This window comes from Hyalangium ruber, from assembly GCF_034259325.1.
Lineage (GTDB): Bacteria > Myxococcota > Myxococcia > Myxococcales > Myxococcaceae > Hyalangium_A > Hyalangium_A rubrum.
On sequence record NZ_JAXIVS010000001.1, the window covers coordinates 80,934 to 98,099 of the forward strand.

Sequence of the window (17,166 nt, forward strand, 5' to 3'; positions counted from 1 at the left end):
GCTTCAGGAGCGGGTACGAAGGAGCCGTAGGTCCGTGAAGGAACGCTACCAAGAGATCGACGAGAAGAACGAGACGCTGCGTGACTACCTTGGCATCTTCAAGGAGAAGGCGCGCGAGTTCATCGACCGCTTCGAGATGTCGTGGATCTACCACGACGCAGCGCTCGAGGGCGTGGTGTACACGCAGCAGGAGCTGACGGCGGCGCTGTATCCGGGCCGCCTGCCTGCCGAGGCCTCGATGATGCCGGTGGTGCTCGAGGTTCGAAACCACAAGGCGGTCTGCGAATACATCCGCGAGGAGGCCGCCTCCAGCAAGAAGAACGCGCAGATCACGCTCACGCAGATCAAGCGCATGCACGACCTGTTCATCGGCAACACGCCCGAGGCACAGCAGGCGCGTGCGGCCACCGAGCGTCGGGAGCGCACGGAGAAGGAGCTGGCCAAGGAGCGCGAGCGCGCCGGCTTCCGCAAGGACATGCCGCTGCACCGCACGTACTTCCACGACATCTCCCAGCCGGCGAAGATCCAGCCCGCGCTGGAGAAGCTGGTGGACTACACCGCGAGCGCCGAGTTCCGGGAGTTCCACCCGATCAAGCAGGCGGCCACGGTGCAGCACATGTTCCTGCAGATCTTCCCCTTCACCGAGCACAGCGGGAAGGTGGGCAGGATGTGTACGAACCTGATTCTGCTGCGCAACAACTACATGCCGGCGGTCATCCACTCGATCGATCGGCAGAAGTACTACGAGTCCTTCCGCGGCCCGGTGTCGGGCTTCCGCACGCTGCTGATGGACGCCATCGAGAACTCGCTCGACAACGGCATCAAGTACTTCAAGGACCTCAACCGGCGGTACAAGGCCATCAACTAGCGCCGCCGTGTTGATTGGAGCTCACGAGTCCATCGCCGGAGGCGTGAGCCACGCCTTCGCGCGCGCCGAGGAGCACGGCGCTCGCAGCCTGCAGATCTTCACGAAGAACGCGCGCGGCTGGAGCGCGCCGGCGCTCACCGAGCAGGAGCGCCGCGCCTTCCGCGCCGAGGCCCGGCGCACCGGCCTCCCCTCCGTCGCCCATGGCAGCTACCTGGTGAACCTGGGCTCTGAAGACGCGACGCTGCGCGAGAAGTCGCTGGCGTGCGTGACGGAGGAGCTCACGCGCTGCGAGCGGCTGGGCATCACCTACCTCGTCATCCACCCGGGCGCGCATCCGGACGAGCGGAAGGGGCTCTCGCTGATCGCCGCCGGCATCGACGAGATCCACCAACGCACCCCGCGCTTCCGCGCTCGCCTGTGCCTGGAGATCACCGCGGGCCAGGGCAACTGCCTCGGCTGGCGCTTCTGGCACCTGGCGGAGATCCTCTCCCAGGTGAAGCGGGAGGACCGGATCAGCATTTGCCTGGACACCTGTCACCTGTTCGCCGCCGGGTATGACGTGTCCACGGAGCAGGGCTACGAGGCGGTGATGGCCGAATGCGACACCACCGTGGGCCTGGAGCGGGTAGGCTGCTTCCACCTCAATGACTGTAAGAAGCCGCTCGGCTGCCGGGTGGACCGGCACGAGGAGGTGGGCAAGGGGACAATCGGGCGTACGGCCTTCCGCTGCCTCGTGAACGATCCGCGCTTCGTCAACACCATTGGAGTACTGGAGACGCCGTTTCCGGAACGTTATGGGGAGAGCATCCGGCTCCTCGAATCCCTCCGCCGGACTCGGTAAAGAAGAGACCCCATGCCAGGCACACCCTCCGCCCACACCCGACGAGCCTCATCTACCGGGGAGTCCGCGGAACCTCCTGCACCACGCATCGCCCAGCTGCCCGCTCGCGACAAGCTCGAGCGCCTGCTGCGTGTGGCCCGAGGGAAGAAGAAGGCGCTCATTCTCACCCACGACAACCCGGATCCCGACTCCCTCGCCGCCGCGGTCACGCTCGCTCACATCCTGGAGCGTCGGGTGGGCATGGAGGCCCGGGTAGGGTACGGGGGCATCGTCGGCCGCGCGGAGAACATCGCCTTCGTGAAGGTGCTGCGGCTGCCCGTCTCCCACGTCTCGCAGCTGGACTTCGACGACTTCGATCTCTTCGGACTGGTGGACACACAGCCTCCCGTGGGCAACCACTCGCTGCCATCACGGTTGCCCGCGGACATCGTGATCGACCACCACCCGCTGCGCGACGAGAGCCTGCAGGCGCCGTTCGCGGACGTGGGCGGTGACTTCGGCGCCACCTCGACGATGGTGGTGGAGTACCTGCGCGCCGCGCGCCTGGAGCCCTCGGTGGAGGTGGCCACGGCGCTCTTCTACGGCATCAAGGCGGACACGAGAGATCTCGGCCGCGAGACGACGCAGACGGACATCGACAGCTACCTGTGGCTCTTCCCGCGCTGTGACAAGCATCTGCTGGGGCAGATCGAGCACCCGGAGCTGCCCGCGCGCTACTTCCAGTTGCACCACACGGCGATCGAGCGGGCCAAGGTGTACGGCACCGCCATCGTCACGGACCTGGAAGAGGTCTACACCCCGGACATGGTGGCCGAGGTGGCCGAGCGGATGATGTTCCTCGAGGGCATGAAGTGGTCGCTGGCGTATGCCACGTACCGCAATCAGCTCTTCGTGTCCCTGCGGGTGAAGGACCGCCGGATGAACGCAGGCAAACTGATCCGGGACATCTGCGAGGACTTCGGCGGCTCCTCGGGCGGCCATGGCAGCATGGCGGGCGCTCGGCTGCCGCTGTCGGGCCGAGCCAACCAGCGCAAGGCGCTCAAGCGCGAGCTGGTGAACCGGTTCCTGGAGGCGTTCGGCGTCGAGGATGAGCGGCCGGTCTCGCTGCTGACCGCGCAGGACGCGTGATCTACTGGGACTACAACGCGGCCACGCCGCTGCGTCCGGAGGTGGCGCAGGCGCTGGCCCGCGCGCTGACGGAGGGCGGCTTCGGCAACCCGTCCAGCGTCCACCGCGCCGGCCGTGAGGCCCGCGGGCGGCTGGATGCGGCGCGGGCCCGGGTGGCGCGAGTGCTGGGCTGCGAGCCGAAGGAGGTGTGCTTCACCGGCTCCGGCTCCGAGGCGGACGCGCTGGCGCTCAAGGGCGCCTTCCTCGCGCGGCCGGATCCGAACCGACGGCGCATCGTCTCCTCGTCCATCGAGCACCCAGCGGTGCTCGCCGCGCTGACGCAGTTGGAGAAGCAGGGCGCGGAGGTGGTGCGGGTGCGCCCCGGTGAGGACGGGCGCGTGCGCGCGGAGGCCGTGCTGGACGCGCTCACGCCGGCCACGGCGCTCTGCTCGCTGATGTGGGCCAACAACGAGACGGGCGTGGTGCAGCCGGCGGCGGAGGTGGCGCGGGCCTGCCGCCAGCGCGGCATCCTCTTCCACACGGACGCGGTGCAGGCAGCGGGGAAGCTGTCGCTGAGCCTGCGCGAGGTGGACGCGGACCTGCTGGCGCTCTCGGCATACAAGTTCGGCGGTCCCACGGGCGTGGGCGTGCTGGTGGTGCGCAAGGGCGTGGACGTGTTGGCGCTCACCCCGGGGCATCAGGAGGCCGGGCGCCGAGGGGGAACGCAGAACGTCCCCTACGCGGAGGCCTTTGCCCTGGCGCTGGAGCTGGCCCAGGCGGAACAGGAGGCCTCCTCCGCCCGGGTGGGCGCGCTCCGCGACGCGTTCGAGCGCGCGGTCCTCTCGCGCATCCCGGATGTCACCGTGAATGGCGGTGGCGTGCTCCGTGTGCCGAACACCAGCAACCTGCGCTTCCAGGGCGCCGATGGCGAGGCGCTCCTCATCGCGCTGGATCTGGAGGGCATCTGCGTCTCCTCAGGCTCGGCGTGTGCCTCGGGCACCCTGACGCCGTCGCATGTGCTCACCGCCATGGGGCTCACGCCCGCGCAGGCCCACGGCTCGCTGCGCTTCTCGCTGGGCCCGGGCACCACCGAGGCCGAGGTAGAGCGCGTCGTGGAGGCGCTCTGTACCCACGTGCCTCGCGCCCGGGCGCTCGCGGCGCAGGAGCTGGCGTGAGGCGTGCCGCCGCCCTGCTCGCCGCGCTGGCGATGGGGGCGTGCGGCGATCCCGAGTGTCCTGCCGTACCGGTGACGTTGCCTTCGGCCTCCACTTCCCTGCCCTGGGTGGCCGACGCGCCTCCGGGTACGGTGTTGACGCGCGTGGGCGAGCGTGAGGTGCCGCTGCTGCTGGACACGGGGTTTCCTCGCACCTCCCTCTCGATCTCCACGCTGGCGGGGCAGGACAACACCCGCGCCAGACTGGAGCTTGGCCCCGTGCGAGCCGGTCCCTTCAGGGTGGAGCCACTGCTCGCGCCGCTCGGGCTCCAGGGCATCGTGGGCGCGGATGTGCTCTCCCGGCTCCCCCTCTCCTTCGAGCCGCGCCGCCGCGAGGTGGTGCTGCACCCGGCCTTCGCGCCCGACGCCGCCGGAACCCCGCTGGATGTCGTCACGCCCCCGCGCTGCCAGGACAAGAGCCTGCCGCTCCTGCTCGTGAGCGGGACGGTGGAAGGCGAAGCGGCCACCTTCGTGCTCGACACGGGGGCGACGGGGACCTTCCTTCGCTCCTCGCGAACGGAGGCCTTGTCCTCCCGTGCCCGCCTGGAGGGAATCCGCCTGCAGACGGGCTTCGCGGGGCTGACCCAGGCCTCCGCTGTGCGCGCGCGCTCGCTGTCGGTCGGCGCGGCCGAGACACACGGCACGCCCCTGCTGTTCGCCTCGGCCGTGGACGCGCAATTGGACCGGCTGGAGGCCGAGATGACCGCCGCGTGTGGCGAGGGCTGCAAGCCTCGCGCGCTGGACGGTTTCCTGGGCTGGAGCTTCCTGCGCGAGTTCCGGGTAGGGCTCACGGGAGGCGCTTCCGCGAGCGAGGCCCGCACGCTGGGCCTGTCCCGCCTGGAAGCACAGGACCACTGGCAGCGCGACTACGTGGGCGTTGGCCTGGTCTTCCAGCCGAGCGACTCGCCCCTAGGACTGCGCGTCGAGGGCTTCCTGTCCCCCTCCCCCGCCCGAGAGGCAGGCATCGAGGCCGGAGACATCTTGGTGGCGGTGGATGACACACCCATCGCCCAGGCGCCCTCTCCGTGGGCACCACCGGGAACCTCGGTGCAGGTGACGCTGGAGCGAGCCGGGCAGACGCGCACCGTCACCCTCGAGGTGCGCGACCTGCTCCCGGATCCGCCCTGAGCTACCAGCCCTGGTCCGGCAGGGGCTTGCGGACCTCGCCGGGAGGCTGGCCGTACCCCGGCATCCCCTCCTTGGCCTTGTCCGCGTTTTCAGCGGGCTTCTCGCGCTCCGCGCCGGCCTCACGGGGCCGCTCCTGCTCCTGCTTGCGCTCCTTCGGGTCGGTCGCCATCGCATCCTCCGTTCGCGTGTGGGACAGCCACGAAGAAAGCTCGGCACCCGGTGCGGGGCAGGCTCGCGGTCCTCCACGCCCGACGGCAGGAGGCGCTACCGGCAAGGGGCTCCATCTCCTCCCCGCCAGGCAGCCAACGGAGCGTCAGTCGCTGGTGCCGAAGAGCCCGCGGACGACAGCAGCGATGGCCAACGGCGTGCCCACCAGCTCGTCGTAGTGCGGCGTGAGCGACTGGGCGTAGGACTCCGCCGTGGGGAAGCGATCCTTGATGTGCGCGGCGAAGCCCCGCGCCACGAGCTCCTCCAGCAACTCGGGGACCTCGGGACGCAGCGCGTGGATGGGCCGGTAGCGGCGGTGGCGGATGTTGAAGAACACCTCCTCCGGCGTGTTCCCGGTGAAGGGGCGCTCCAGCGTCAGCAGCTCGTAGAGCACCACCGTGGCGGCCCACAGGTCCGCCTCCGGCGTGACGATGCCCCGGAGCGACTCGGGCGACAGGTAGTACGGCTTGCCGAGCACCTCGCCGCCATCGCGCGAGCCATCGAAGAACACCCGCGCCACGCCAAAGTCGCCCAGCTTGATCTCCCCGAGCCGGGAGATGAACAGGTTGGAGGGCGACACATCACAGTGGACGATGCCCAGCGCGTCTCCGCTCGAGCCGGAGGCGGTGTGCGCGTACGCCAGCGACTCCAACAACACCTTGGCCAGGTACACGGCGAAGTCGATGGGCAGGGGGATGCCCCGCTGCTTGCAGCGGCGGAGGATCTGCGCCAGGTCCTTGCCGTCCACCAGCTCCATCACGATGTAGTAGGTGCCCTCGGCGATGCCCACGTCCAACACCTTGACGATGTTGGGGTGGTCCAGCTGCGTGGACAGGTCCGCCTCGCGGATGAAGCACTCGACCGAGGCGGGGTCCCCCGTGAGCGAGGGCAGCAGCCGCTTCACGGCCACGTCCCAGCCCTCGTACTTCCCGGAGAGCACGCGCGCCCGGAACACCTCGGCCATGCCTCCCTTGCCGAGCGGCGACAGGAGCTCGTAGTTACCGAAGACCCGAGTCGTACGCGGCGTCAGAGGCGTGCTCACGGCTTCTGGGTTCCAGGGCCTACCGTTCCACGGGTTTGAGCGGCCGCCTTATCACGCGACTTCTTCAGCAGCTCCTGGAACTCCGGCAGCTCGCCCAGGAGCTTCTTCGGGATCGGGTCCACCTCGACGACATCGTGGAGCGGATAGTTGGCCTTCACGGCCTGACGCATGAACTCCATCGCCCGCTTCTTGTCGCCGTTCTGCGCGTGGGCGCACCCGAGCACGTAGAACAGCCCCGCGTGCCGGGTGGAAGAGACCTTCGCGTTGGCCACGCGCGAGCGCTCCAGATCCTGGATGGCCTCCTTCACCTGGCCCAGCATGAGCCGGCTCGAGCCCCGCCCCATGTACGCCGGCCAGTTCTTGTCCCCGGGATCGTGCGCCAGGCTGATCTCGAACTGCTGCGCCGCCTGGACGTAGTTCTTCTCCTTATAGAGCTTCTCGCCCAGCTCGCTGGCCTGCTTCGCCGCCTCGGCGTTGCGCCCACCGCGCTTGTTGGCCAGCGCCGACGCGGAGCTGCCGCCCGCGCTGGGGCTGGTGACCGCGACGGGAGTGCTGCCCGCGCTGGGCGCAGGTGGGGCGGCGACCATCTCCTCCGGGGCCGCCTTGCCCGCCGGCTGCAGGATGAACCGCCCCTCCTTCACCACCGGGGACTCGCAGCCCTCGCGCAGGCGCACATGCGCCACGAGCGCCCGGTCCTCCTCGTTGTAGAAGGCCAGGAGGGGGTAGGTCTGCACCTCCGGACACTGGGGGCCCGTCTGGCACACCGTCAGCCGCCCCACCAGCACCGGCCCCTGGAAGTCACCCTCCAGCACCCGACGCGGCGCGTCAAGCCGACAGTCCCAGCCCTCTCCCGCCGTGCCGGTGAGCCGGTCGCCCTCGGAGACCAGCTCCAGCGAGCCGGACGCCTCGACACGATGGCTTCCAGAGAGCATCGGCCCGGCTTGGGCCAGGGCAGGCGCCAGGAAAAAGACCACCGCGAGCGCGGTTATGAATGATACGGGCGCCATCGGGAGGTAGGGCCGGCGCATCATAGGTGGCAGCCACCCGCGTTGTAAACGCGCGCGGGACACCTTGACCCGGCCGGGCCCCGTCCTTATCATTTCTCCTGCGTATTGCAGGGTTTCTCCAGCAAGTTCGAGGGTTTAAGAGACCTTATTTTCAGGTTGTACAAAGGCTGTCCCCTGCGGGGCGCGTGATGCCCAGCAGAAATTCGAACCGATACGTCCATCACGGGGTCCGTTTCGGGTTCCATGCGCAAGCCCTCCCCCTCGCGGGGCAGAGGGAAGCCTACGGAGCCATGACTTTGGTCCCCACCTGGCTTTTTAGGGTTCAATGGACGCTAGGCACACGGCCATGCGGCGGGGGACTTTTTCTGTGGAGCGGCAGGCGGTGAGCGAGACGGTGGCGACAGACGAGGCGGCGAAAAAGCAGGGCCTGCGCGAAGAGTTGACCGCGCGGCGCAAGGCAATGACGCCAGACCTCATCGACGGGCGTGGGTTGAAGGTGCAGTCTCGGTTCCTGGCATCGCCGTACTATCACAAGGCCAGGACGGTGGCGCTGTATGCGCCCATCCGCGGAGAAGTGCCTACACGAGACATCCTGATAGCGGCGCTGCAAGACGAGAAGGTCGTCTGCTACCCGCTGTCACATGTCCATGGGCGCATCCTCTCCTTCCGAGCCATCAAATCGGAGGCCGAGCTGGAGCCGGGACGGCTGGGGGTGCGCGAGCCCTCCAACTCCTCGGATCTCATCCCGGTCGACCAGATCGATCTCTTCGTGGTGCCCGGGCTGGGCTTCACGCGGGACGGCAAGCGGCTGGGACGCGGAGGTGGCTACTACGACGCCACCTTGAGAGCGGCCTCGGCGCGCAGCCGGCGCATCGGCCTGGCGTTCAATGATCAGATCGTCTCCTGGTTGCCGACGAACGGGGACGACGTGGACATGGATCTGGTGGTGACGGAGTCCGAGTCCCTGCGCGGCACGTACCGCGATTGGGACTTCCTGGACACGTAGCCAGAGGCTTCTGTTGTCTTCTGAGATGGGGTGGGCAGGCCAGTGTTGCTGGCGGCTCACCCCTTCTCTTTTGGCAGGCAGAAGGACGCCGCCCTGACCTGGCTTTCGGGTAAGGTGCGACGCGTCATGACCCAGGACCTGCTGCGTAAGGCGACTCCCGAAGAGCAGTTCGACGAAGTGACTCGCGGCACCGTGGATCTCCAGGTGGCCGAAGAGCTGAAGAAGAAGCTCGAGCGCTCGTACCGGGAGGGCAAGCCCCTCATCATCAAGGCGGGGTTCGATCCGAGCCGGCCGGACCTGCACCTGGGGCACTCGCTGCTGCTCACGCGCATGCGGCGCTTCCAGGACTTCGGGCACACGGTGGTGTTCCTGATTGGCGACTTCACGGCGCTGATTGGTGATCCCTCGGGCAAGAACGTCACGCGGCCTCCCCTCACCCGCGAAGAGGTGAAGGTGAACGCGGAGACGTACAAGGAGCAGGTCTTCAAGGTGCTGGACTCGCACCGCACGGTGGTGCGCTTCAACTCCGAGTGGCTCGACACGCTGGGCACCGAGGGGATGATCCGGCTCGCGTCGCGCTACTCGGTGCAGCGCATGCTGGAGCGCGACGACTTCAAGAAGCGCTTCCGGGACAACCGCTCCATCGCGATCCATGAGTTCCTGTACCCGCTGCTGCAGGGCTACGACTCGGTGGCGCTCAAGTCGGACGTGGAGCTGGGCGCGACGGATCAGCTCTTCAACCTGCTGGTGGGTCGGCAGTTGATGAAGGAGCAGAACATGGAGCCCCAGGTCATCATGACGGGGCCGATCCTGGAGGGCCTGGACGCGAAGCTGGTCGACGGGAAGATCTTCGGCGACAAGATGTCCAAGAGCCTGGACAACTACGTGGGCGTCAGTGAGTCGGCCGAGCAGATCTTCGGCAAGCTGATGAGCATCACGGACGACTTGATGTGGCGCTACTACGAGCTGCTGTCGCGCAAGCCGCTGAAGGAGCTCCAGGAGATGAAGGCGGCGGTGCAGTCGGGGCAGACGCACCCGAAGGCGGCGAAGGTGGCGTTCGCACAGGAGATCGCCGCGCGCTTCCAGGGAGAGGAGGCCGGGAAGAAGGCGGCGGAGGCCTTCGAGGCGCGCTTCGCGAACAAGCAGCTCGACACGGAGAGCCTGTCACTGGTGGAGGTGGCGATGGCGGGCGCGGCGAAGGTGCTCGTCACGAAGGTGCTGCCGGAGACGAAGCTGGTGGCCTCGGCGACGGAGGCGCGCAAGCTGATGGCCCAGGGCGGCGTGCGGGTGAACGGGGAGAAGGTGACGGACCCGAAGGCAGAGCTGGGGCCGGGCGAGTACCTCGTGCAAGTGGGCAAGCTGAAGGCGGCGAAGGTGAAGCTGGCGTAGCGGCGCGGCCTCGCGCGGGTGAATAAGCCAGGCCGGATGCGGTCCAAGCATCCGAGCCCGTGGCTCAAGGCTTCAGCCCTCCCAAGGTATGCTCCCGCGCGCCATGCTGCGTCTCCTTGCCCTGCTGCTGACCCTCTCCCTTCCCCTCTCCGCGCTGGCGGGCCCAGGGGCCTTCGTCTCCTCCACCCGAGTCGAGGCGGTGGACCAGCCGGAGTCGAAGAAGGTCGTCTTCACCGTGGAGCCGGACACGTCCTACCCGCTCCTCAAGAAGGGCGGGCCTGGGCGCAAGTGGTGCAAGCTGAAAGGCACCACGGCCGAGGGCTGGGTACTCTGCGACGGCGCGGAGGAGACAGCGGTGTCGGCGCAGCCGAGCGCGGTGGCGCTCGCGGCGGCGGACAAGCAAGTGAAGGTCGAGGCGGTGCCAGCGGTGGCGCGCGCCGCCTCGGGTTGCGCGACGACGTGCAACAGGCCTCCTCTCTTCTCGAAGCCCCCTGCCCTATCGGCGCTGGACCGGGAGGTCCTCGCGCTCTGCCCGGCGCGCCCGGACGTGTCGGTGAGCGCGGGGGACGTGCAGCGCTTCTTCTCCAAGCACTATGACGATGCGCGCATCCAGCGGGCGCTGGCGGCGGCCGGACGCACGCGCCAGGGCTCCGGCTCGAAGCAGGCCAACATCGAGTGGCTCACGAGCCTGTGGGTGAGCACGGGACCGCGCAACGCCTTCACGCACGTCTTCTGCGGCGACGACTGGCAGAAGGGGCCCATCGGCGGGCTGCACTTCCTGCCCCGCTACGCGCAGCTCGAGGCCGAGGGGAAGCTTTGCTACGACGGCCCGGCGCGCGGCGGTGAAGCGCTGAAGGGTGACCAGTACCTCATCACCTTCCGCGGCGTGGCGCCGTGGTCCTGCGGCGAAAAGAAGATCGGCGGCTTCCCGCGCTCCGAGGACGCGGTGAGCATCGCGGCCATCGGCACCCGGGCCTTCGTGCGCTGCTGCGCGCGGGATGGGGCCAAGAAGGAGGGCGGCGTCTACTCCGCGAAGGACCTTGGCGGCACTTCGTGGCAGGTCTACTGCGGCACGCGCAACGGTACCTACGGCATCGCCACGCTCTACCCCACCACCGATCGCCCCACCTGCTCCGAGTAGATTGAACTCGGAGTGCTCGTGCCCCTCTGCGCGAGCGTCCTCCTGCTTCGCAAGGAGGGCCTGCACCCCGGACGTCGCGCACTCCTGCTCGGAGGACTGGGGCTCGTGGCCCTTGCCCTCACGGCGTGGGCCACGAGCCTGTCTCGCTTCTAGCGGGCGCTGCCCACGGTGAGCACCGCGCCCGTCGAGTAGGCGGTGAACTCCGGTGCGTACATGGACTGCACCGTCGCGGGACCCACGCGGAACGTGCCCGCCATGTTCGCCCTCAGCCGGTACTTGAACGTGTACTCACCCACCGGCAGCCACTCGAAGAAGAAGTTCGTCCCCGAGTCCCGCGTCTCCTCGTACCAGACGATCCCCAGATCCCACTTGTGCCGGGACACCGCGCTCTCCGGCTCCAGTCCCGCCGCGCGGGGATCTCTCAGATGCACGTACTCGGCCGCGTGCTTCGTGCGCAGCGAGAGTTGCACCTCGACCTCGTCGCCCGGACTCAGCTTCGCCCCTTCCGCCAGCGGCTGGAGCACCGCCTCCTTCCCCTCGCGCACGCGCAGGAAGTAGCGCCGCGACACCTGGAAGAAGTCCCCGCGGTCCTCCGTGGGCAGCTTCTCCGTGGAGAAGTGCCACGTCGCCGAGGCGAACGCGAAGCCCTTCGTCGTCTTCTCCACCACCACCGTGCTGCTCTTCACCGGATCCACCTCGGGTCCGGGGATGAGGACCTGGTTCTTCTTGCCCGTGTACTTGTCCGGCTCGAAGACGAACTCCACCGACTTGTCCCCCACTGTCACCTTCGCGTCCTCGCGGACGCCCAGCGCCCCCTCCTGCTCCAGGTACTTCACCAGCGCGTAGATGGACTCCGCCGTGGCCCGCGTGGACTTCCAGTGGTTGAGCTTCTTGTCCAGCAGCAGCCACTGCACCAGCCCGTCCCGCCGCGCATCCTTGGGCTTGAGCTCGGTGAGCGTGCGCAGCGCGAAGGCATGCGTCTCCGTGGTGTCGTTGTACCAGAGCCAGCTCCGGTCCTCGGCCGCCCAGTACGTGCCCAGCTCCGGGCTCGTCTTCGCCGAGTCCATCACGCTCTCCCACACCCGCTCCGCGTCCTGCGTGCGCCCCGCCCGCTTGAGCGTCAGCGCCAGGTAGCCCTTGAGGTATGGCGAGTGCTTCTTCCAATGCTTGAAGGAGAACTCGAGGATGCGCTTGCGCTCCTCCGTGCTGAGCGCCTCGCCCGTGTAGCTGTTGTCCGGGAAGCTGGAGGCCACGTAGTTGAGGAAGGTGAGGAACTCCCAGCCCCGGTCCTCCTTCATCATCTTGTTGGCGTACTCCTCGCGGTAGTGGCGCGCGAGGTAGCTCCACGCCTGCCGCACCATGTCGGTGGGCACCTCCACCTTGTACTCGGCCGCCCGCGCCAATCCGTGGGTGATGTAGAGCGTCATATAAGGAGACGGAGGGCCCCCCGGCCACCAGGGGAAGCCGCCGCTCGACGTCTGGGCCTTGCGCAGCTTCGCCAGGGAGGCCTCGCGCTCGGCCTTCGCCACCGCCGGGTCCAGCACCTTCACCAGCGGGAGCCCCGTATCGGCCCCGCCCTGCGCCTCCTGCAGCCAGGGCGTCTCCTCCAGGCTCATCTTCCGGTTCGGATCGGCCGCGTCCCACGTCTCGAAGCGCGTGGGCCGCGCGCTCATGTCCTTGGCCATCTTCGCCACCGCCGGGTACTGGCCATAGAGGCTGGAGACGATGCCCGTGGAGACGAAGCGGTTGAGCGTCTGCTCCGTACACTCGTACGGGTAGTCCACCAGGTACGGCAGCGCCTGGAGCGCCGAGTAGAAGAGCTGCGCGTCCACGGTGACGACGAGCTGCTCGTTGATGCGGCTTGGGTCGTCATTGCGCTTGAGGTCCTCGAAGCTCATCACCTTGCGGTCCTTGCCGCGCAGGGTGACGAAGCGCGACTGCGCCAGGTGCATGCGTCCGGGCAGCACGGGCAGCGGGCGCAGCTCTCCGTCTCCCAGGTTGCCGGCGCGCGCGGTGACGCGGAAGGCCACCGAGCCCACCTTCGACGGCGTCGACAGCGGGAAGCGCAGCGAGGTCCCCTTGCCCGGCTCCACCGTGAAGGACTGGCTGGCCGTGGAGACACCGAAGCTGGAGAGCACGCTCTTCTCCGTCACGGTGTCGAGGATGTCCAGCGTGAGGGTGCCCTGCTGCCGCTGCTCGCTGGCGTTGTTGACCACCACCTCCAGCACCGCCTTGTCGCCCTCGCGCAGGAAGCGCGGGACGTAGGGCCGCACCATCAGCTCCTTCACGCTGCGCGCCGTGCGCTGCACCGCGCCGCCCTTCAAGTCGCGCGTCACCGCGTGGACCCAGGAGCTCCAGGCCGTCACCGAGTCCGGCACGGTGAACTCCAGCGTCGCCGAGCCGTCCTTGCCCATCAGCAGCTGGGGAATCCAGAAGGCCGTCTCCGCGAAGTTCGAGCGCGGCGGCTCCTGGGCTGCCTTCTCGGCGGGTGGAGCCGCCTTCCCCCCCAGCAACCCGAAGGCCGAATCGAGCTCGCTCTGGATGGGCTGCACGTTCCCCGCGAGGGTCTCCGTCGGCGGGCTGCCGGGCGGTGGCGGTGGCGGTGGCGCCATGGGGGCTGCTGCCGACGGGAGTGCCTCCGCACGCGCCATATTCTGATGGAGGACGCGACGCCTCCCTGGACCGCCGATGGCGTACCCCTCCTGGAAGCGGAGGCTGTCTTCCACCGGCGCGCTCCAATGGCGCACCTCGCCCAGACCCTGACCGTAGACCCAGCGCATGACGCCCACCCCAATCGAGGAGCGCAGGTCCACGCCGCTCGCCTGGGAGGGGTAGAGCCCGACCACCGAGGGCGGCACATGGGGGGCGAAGAGATCCAGCGACTGATCGTACATGTACGCGAGCAGCTCGGCGGCCCCCGCCTCCACCTTCGCGCCCTTGGGGCCCTTCACCGTCACCCGCCATGTCTCCTTCGCGCCGGGGCGCATGCGGTCCCGGAACGTCGTGAACTCGAGGCTCAGCTCCTTGTCGTCGTACGGCACGTGGACCGGCTGGGCGAAGCGCAGGAACTGGTAGTCGCGCACGCCCACCAGCACCACGGTGAAGCCGCCGCGCATCTGCTCCGTCACCGGCAGCTCGACGAGCGGCGAATCCTTGCCGCGCGTGAGCACCTGCCGATGGATGCGCTGCTCTCCCCGGTACAACTCCAGGAACAGCATCTGCCCCTCGAAGCCGGAGAACGCGAGCAGGCGCGCCTTCTCCCCCACCCGCACCAGCTCCCGCTCGAGCTTCAGCATCGCGGGCAGCGCGATGGGCGCCGTCGCTCCGGCCACGAGGAACTCGCGCGTGGTGGTGAACTTCTGGCCGAAGGCATCCACCGTCTCGTACCGCAGGCGGTATGCGCCCGGCTTCAGCGCGGGCAGCGTTACCCGCGCCAGCCCTTGCGCGTCATGCTCCGCCGTGCCCTTCACCTGCTCCGCCCCGTCTCCCCAGGCGCGCAGGCTCCGGTCGGGAGAGGCGTCCTCGGTCCACCTCGGCCGGAGCTTGTCGCCCTCCGTGGTGATGGCGCCCTCCTCCTGGGGCGGTGCTCCCGGGCTCGGCTCGATCGGCTCCTCCGAGGGGAGCAGCGGCTGCGAGGGCTGCTGGAGCGCCACGAGCGACCAGCTGCCCTTGCCCGGCTGAGGCACTCCGTCCAGGTTGGAGCGCACCAGCCGGACCTCCGCAGGCGTTCCCTCGCGGAAGAAGCCCAGGTCCGTCTCCACGCGCGCCTCCACCGCGACGAAGCCCAGGCGGAACGCCCGGCTCGCCGAGCGCGTCTCTCCGCCCTCGTCCGTCGCGTCCGCCTCCACGCGGTAGCGCCAGCTCACCTCGGGAGTCTTCGCGGCGCGCTCGTCCGCCTCGGGGGTGAAGGTGAGCTGGAAGGAGCCATCCTCCGTCAGCGGGGACGTGCCCGTGGCCACCACCTGCCGAGCCCCACCGATACGTCCACGCATCGGTCCTCCATGCCACCACCACCACGGCAGCACTGGCTCGCGGGACACGCGCCAGCGCACCGAGCCACTCACCACCGGCAGCCCGAAGTAGTAGCGGGCCTCGCCCCGGAACGTGGCCGGCCGGTTGAGGCGCAGCGGGGAGTCCGAATCCTTCAGCGTCACCTCGAAGGTGGGCCGCTTGTACTCCTCCACCTGCACATCGGCGCTGCCTTGCGGCTCGGTCCCCACGCGCCAGTTCCCGAGCACCCGGCCCGGGGGGATGGTGAACTCGCCCGCCACCGTGCCGAAGGAGTTGGTGCGCACCTTGCGCTGCTCGACGACCTGGTTGTTCGGGTCATACAGCGACACCGTCACCGGCAGGTTCTCCTGCGTCTTGTAGCGCGCCTGCTGCCGGCTGCCCTGGAAGGCCACCACCTTCCAGAGGATCTTCTGCAGCGGCCGGTAGATGCTCCGATCGGTGAAGACCAGCGTCTGGGACGAATCCGGCTCCTTGTAGGGCTCGTAGAAGGACACCTGCGACGGCAGCAGCAGCGCGTCGCGCCCTCGCCCCACCACGACGATGAAGGCCTGGTAGCCCTTCTCCTGCTGGCGCTGGAAGGTCACCATGCCCTGGGCATCGGTCTTCGCGCGCTGCGCCTCCTTGTGGCCACGCTGGTAGTCCGTCAGGAAGAGGCGGACCTCGGCTCCGGGAACAGGCCGGCCCTTGTCGCCACCCACCACCCGGACCTCGATGCGGTTGCCCTGATCGCTCCGGACGATGGCGGTCAGCGGCGTCACGGTCATGAACACCCCGCGCACGTGGTTGCCCTGCTCCGCGAAGTCCTCACGCGCGGAGGCGACGATGAAGTAGAGGCCCGGCTGCGTGAGCGGCGGAGTGACGAACGTGCGGTGCTCCCGGAAGTCCGTCGTCGCCGGCAGCGCCGCGCTCCAGGAGGCCTCGGGCTTCTCCTGCCGGACGAGCCGCTGCAGCGCGGCCCCGTTGGGCATCAGGTCATACTCATCCGCGCTGGAGATGCGCTTCTCCAAGTCATAGGCGTAGGCGCGGAAGTACAGGGTCGGCAGGTTTCGGTGCATCACCTCGAGCGAACGCTTGCGCGGGCCGTCCGAGGACATGCCCTGCAGGGAGAACTGCGGCGCCTCCAGCATGCTCACCAGCGAGTCGCAGCGCTGCGCACCCAGGCTGTTCGGGTAGGCCGCCACTCCCGCCTTCGCCACCGTGTGCGCACGAATCAGGTGGCCTGAGTCTCGCTCCAGCTCCGCCAGCAGGCCCTGCCCCATCGCCCACCACGGCACGTTGCGGAAGCCCTCCAGGTGCGCGACGAGGTGCTGACGGATGCGCGCGCGATCCTCTTCCTCCGAGAAGGCGGTGTGGAGCCGCTGGTAGCGCGCCAGCCGCGCCTCCAGCTCCGCCTCGCGCCGCTTGCCACCGCGGTGCCAGGCCTCCAGGTCCCCGAGGACGACGGCCATCTTCATCAACGGGTGGACCGCCGGATCGGTCAGCTCCACCGAGGGGATACCCGAGAGCAGCGCGTCCAGTTTGAGCTGATAGAGCTCGTGCGACTGCTCCGGTCGCCATGCCGAACTGTCCACCAGCAGGCCCACCCATAGGTAGGCGACGGCGTCCCGCATCGTGCTCCGGATGCCCGCCGGGTAGGTGTTCGGCTGGATGTACTCGGAGAGGGACTGGACGGGCGCGTTGCCCAGCCGCTCGCGGTCCTTCCACACCTCGGCGAAGGCGCGGTGGGCCTCGGTGATGATCTGATCGTACGTCCACGACTTGAGATCCACCGGCCCCGAGGAGACGACGCGCTCGCGCTGACGCATCTCCCACCCGTAGGCATTCGCGTAGATGCTCAGGGTCTGGGCATAGAAGAGCTGCAGCACCGTGCGGGGAACGCTCCCCTTCGGCCACGGCTGCTCGCGCAGGAAGCGCACCGACGTCTCATACCCGTGCAGCGCCGTGCGAATCTGCACCGTGCGGACGAGGGCCCGCGCCCACTCGTCCTCGTCCGACTTCGCCCGGGCCTGAGTCAGCCGTGCCTCGGCACCTTGCGCCGCCGCCTCGAACTTCTGCTCGTTGATGAGCTGGTCGATCTCCTTCCACGAAGGCGGCGCCTTGGCCTGCGCGTGCGCGGGGACGGCGAGGCTCAGCGAGGCGAGGAGGAACAGCGGGAGGGCAGAGGCCAAGAACCGGTGGAGCAGTGCCATGGGCGGCACTCTATGCG

At 68.8% G+C, this 17,166-nt stretch carries 12 protein-coding genes and 1 other RNA gene; 9 read left to right on the plus strand and 4 right to left on the minus strand.

What is annotated here, in order from left to right; translation table 11 throughout:
- Window positions 1–34 precede the first annotated feature (34 nt).
- The 5 genes from SYV04_RS00370 to SYV04_RS00390 are packed head-to-tail and all read left to right on the plus strand — an operon-like array spanning window position 35 to window position 5,157.
- A complete protein-coding gene (locus tag SYV04_RS00370; protein WP_321543535.1) occupies window positions 35–868 on the plus strand; it encodes a Fic family protein in 834 nt (277 codons plus the stop codon).
- Between the two features lie 7 nt (window positions 869–875).
- On the plus strand, window positions 876–1,709 hold the full coding sequence (locus SYV04_RS00375; RefSeq protein WP_321543536.1) for a deoxyribonuclease IV: 834 nt from the start codon (window positions 876–878) through the stop codon (window positions 1,707–1,709).
- A gap of 12 nt (window positions 1,710–1,721) precedes the next feature.
- Complete coding sequence (locus SYV04_RS00380; protein ID WP_321543537.1) at window positions 1,722–2,837, plus strand: DHH family phosphoesterase; 1,116 nt, start codon at window positions 1,722–1,724, stop codon at window positions 2,835–2,837.
- Window positions 2,834–3,991 (plus strand): cysteine desulfurase family protein, encoded by a 1,158-nt coding sequence (locus SYV04_RS00385; protein WP_321543538.1) that lies wholly within the window; start codon window positions 2,834–2,836, stop codon window positions 3,989–3,991. Before SYV04_RS00380 ends, SYV04_RS00385 begins: the two co-directional genes overlap by 4 nt.
- Window positions 3,988–5,157: an aspartyl protease family protein gene (locus tag SYV04_RS00390; protein WP_321543539.1), complete on the plus strand. Its 1,170-nt coding sequence runs from the start codon at window positions 3,988–3,990 to the stop codon at window positions 5,155–5,157. Before SYV04_RS00385 ends, SYV04_RS00390 begins: the two co-directional genes overlap by 4 nt.
- Window position 5,158: 1 nt before the next feature.
- Here SYV04_RS00390 and SYV04_RS00395 read toward each other — a convergent pair whose 3' ends face one another.
- The 3 genes from SYV04_RS00395 to SYV04_RS00405 all read right to left on the minus strand — a co-directional run bounded on the left by SYV04_RS00395 (window position 5,159) and on the right by SYV04_RS00405 (window position 7,338).
- Complete coding sequence (locus SYV04_RS00395) at window positions 5,159–5,326, minus strand: hypothetical protein (RefSeq protein ID WP_321543540.1); 168 nt, start codon at window positions 5,324–5,326, stop codon at window positions 5,159–5,161.
- Between the two features lie 144 nt (window positions 5,327–5,470).
- Window positions 5,471–6,406 (minus strand): serine/threonine-protein kinase, encoded by a 936-nt coding sequence (locus SYV04_RS00400; protein ID WP_321543541.1) that lies wholly within the window; start codon window positions 6,404–6,406, stop codon window positions 5,471–5,473.
- Entirely contained in the window at window positions 6,403–7,338 is a 936-nt protein-coding gene (locus tag SYV04_RS00405) for a tetratricopeptide repeat protein (RefSeq protein WP_321543542.1), read from the minus strand. The genes SYV04_RS00400 and SYV04_RS00405 overlap by 4 nt, the downstream gene beginning before the upstream one ends.
- A 243-nt stretch (window positions 7,339–7,581) precedes the next feature.
- Between SYV04_RS00405 and ssrS the strand changes: the two genes are divergently transcribed.
- The 4 genes from ssrS to SYV04_RS00425 all read left to right on the plus strand — a co-directional run bounded on the left by ssrS (window position 7,582) and on the right by SYV04_RS00425 (window position 10,949).
- A non-coding RNA gene (gene ssrS / locus SYV04_RS00410) (6S RNA) lies at window positions 7,582–7,775 on the plus strand.
- Between the two features lie 20 nt (window positions 7,776–7,795).
- Window positions 7,796–8,419, plus strand: a complete 624-nt coding sequence (locus SYV04_RS00415) for a 5-formyltetrahydrofolate cyclo-ligase (protein WP_321543543.1) — start codon at window positions 7,796–7,798, stop codon at window positions 8,417–8,419.
- Window positions 8,420–8,545: 126 nt separating this feature from the next.
- The gene (tyrS, locus tag SYV04_RS00420) at window positions 8,546–9,808 is read left to right on the plus strand and encodes a tyrosine--tRNA ligase (RefSeq protein ID WP_321543544.1); all 1,263 of its coding nucleotides are present in this window, start codon (window positions 8,546–8,548) and stop codon (window positions 9,806–9,808) included.
- A gap of 103 nt (window positions 9,809–9,911) precedes the next feature.
- Entirely contained in the window at window positions 9,912–10,949 is a 1,038-nt protein-coding gene (locus tag SYV04_RS00425; RefSeq protein ID WP_321543545.1) for an EndoU domain-containing protein, read from the plus strand.
- 149 nt (window positions 10,950–11,098) lie between these two features.
- Here SYV04_RS00425 and SYV04_RS00430 read toward each other — a convergent pair whose 3' ends face one another.
- The gene (locus tag SYV04_RS00430) at window positions 11,099–17,149 is read right to left on the minus strand and encodes an alpha-2-macroglobulin family protein (protein ID WP_321543546.1); all 6,051 of its coding nucleotides are present in this window, start codon (window positions 17,147–17,149) and stop codon (window positions 11,099–11,101) included.
- Window positions 17,150–17,166: the final 17 nt, after the last annotated feature.

What these genes read in the sequence shown, in the direction of transcription:
- SYV04_RS00380 (WP_321543537.1), top strand. Translation starts at nt 1,722, where the DNA reads ATGCCAGGCACACCCTCCGCCCACACCCGACGAGCCTCATCTACCGGG.
- SYV04_RS00395 (WP_321543540.1), bottom strand. Translation starts at nt 5,326, where the DNA reads ATGGCGACCGACCCGAAGGAGCGCAAGCAGGAGCAGGAGCGGCCCCGT.
- SYV04_RS00405 (WP_321543542.1), bottom strand. Translation starts at nt 7,338, where the DNA reads ATGCTCTCTGGAAGCCATCGTGTCGAGGCGTCCGGCTCGCTGGAGCTG.
- tyrS (WP_321543544.1), top strand. Translation starts at nt 8,546, where the DNA reads ATGACCCAGGACCTGCTGCGTAAGGCGACTCCCGAAGAGCAGTTCGAC.
- SYV04_RS00425 (WP_321543545.1), top strand. Translation starts at nt 9,912, where the DNA reads ATGCTGCGTCTCCTTGCCCTGCTGCTGACCCTCTCCCTTCCCCTCTCC.
- SYV04_RS00430 (WP_321543546.1), bottom strand. Translation starts at nt 17,149, where the DNA reads ATGGCACTGCTCCACCGGTTCTTGGCCTCTGCCCTCCCGCTGTTCCTC.